The sequence below is a fragment of the Oleiphilus sp. HI0080 genome, from assembly GCF_001635135.1.
Genome location: NZ_LWFU01001219.1, coordinates 1 through 1,442, shown reverse-complemented (window position 1 = coordinate 1,442; position 1,442 = coordinate 1). Strand labels below are relative to the sequence as shown.

The 1,442-nt window shown below is 49.1% G+C and carries 1 protein-coding gene; it reads right to left on the bottom strand.

The window, feature by feature from the left end; all coding sequences use genetic code 11:
* Positions 1 to 108: 108 nt before the first annotated feature.
* Complete coding sequence (gene tuf, locus A3751_RS21400; RefSeq protein ID WP_068458823.1) at positions 109 to 1,332, bottom strand: elongation factor Tu; 1,224 nt, start codon at positions 1,330 to 1,332, stop codon at positions 109 to 111.
* Between the last annotated feature and the right edge of the window lie 110 nt (positions 1,333 to 1,442).

Here is a 1,442-nt window from a genome sequence, read left to right as displayed (position 1 = left end):
AATCGAACCCCCAACCTGCGGTTTTGGAGACCGCTGCTCTGCCAATTGAGCTACTGGCCTAGATAAAAGAAGGCAGCCATGCTGCCTTCTTTTCAACTCGAGAACAAATTACTCGATGATTTTGGCAACAACACCAGCACCAACTGTGNGGCCACCTTCACGAATCGCGAAGCGTAGACCTTCTTCCATCGCGATTGGTGCGATCAAAGTAGCTGTCAACTGTACGTTATCACCTGGCATTACCATCTCAACGCCATCAGGAAGCTCACATGCACCTGTTACATCCGTGGTACGGAAGTAAAATTGTGGACGATAGCCTTGGAAGAATGGCGTGTGACGACCACCTTCATCTTTGCTCAAGATATATACTTCAGCCTCGAACTTCGTGTGCGGCTTAACCGAACCAGGAACACATAGCACCTGACCACGCTCAACATCATCACGCTTAGTACCACGAAGAAGAACACCGACGTTCTCACCCGCGCGACCTTCGTCAAGAAGCTTACGGAACATCTCAACACCAGTACACGTAGTCGTTTGAGTGTCACGGATACCAACGATCTCGATCTCTTCGCCTACCTTGATGATGCCACGCTCAACACGACCAGTTACTACCGTACCACGACCAGAGATAGAGAATACATCTTCTACTGGCATTAGGAATGGCTGATCAACTGCACGCTCTGGCTCTGGAATATACGTATCAAGTGCTTCAACAAGTTTCTTAACGGCTGTAGTACCTAGCTCGTTATCATCTTCACCGTTCAATGCCATCAAAGCAGATCCAGGGATGATTGGCGTGTCGTCACCAGGGAATTCGTATTGATCTAGAAGCTCACGAAGCTCCATCTCAACCAATTCAAGCATCTCGTTGTATTCTTCAGTACCTGCACCACCACAGTCTTCTGCAAGAAGATCTGCCTTGTTCAGAAACACTACGATGTATGGAACACCAACCTGACGAGACAAAAGAATGTGCTCACGCGTCTGAGGCATCGGGCCATCCGTTGCGCCACATACTAGAATCGCTCCATCCATTTGCGCCGCACCCGTGATCATGTTTTTCACGTAGTCCGCGTGCCCTGGACAGTCAACGTGCGCGTAGTGACGATCTGTTGAATCGTACTCTACGTGTGACGTTGCAATTGTAATACCACGCTCACGCTCTTCTGGAGCGTTGTCGATGTTCGCGAAGTCAACCTTCTCACCACCGAATACTTCAGCACATACGCGAGTAAGTGCTGCCGTTAATGTTGTTTTGCCGTGATCAACGTGCCCAATGGTTCCCACGTTAACGTGCGGCTTAACTCTTTCAAACTTTGCTTTTGCCATCCGAACATCTCCTTAAGAATCGCTCGATTAGTGACTATGCGCCAAAACGAGCGCAGACCACGCAAAACTATATCTGGAGCTCATAACCGGAATTGAACCGGTGACCTCTA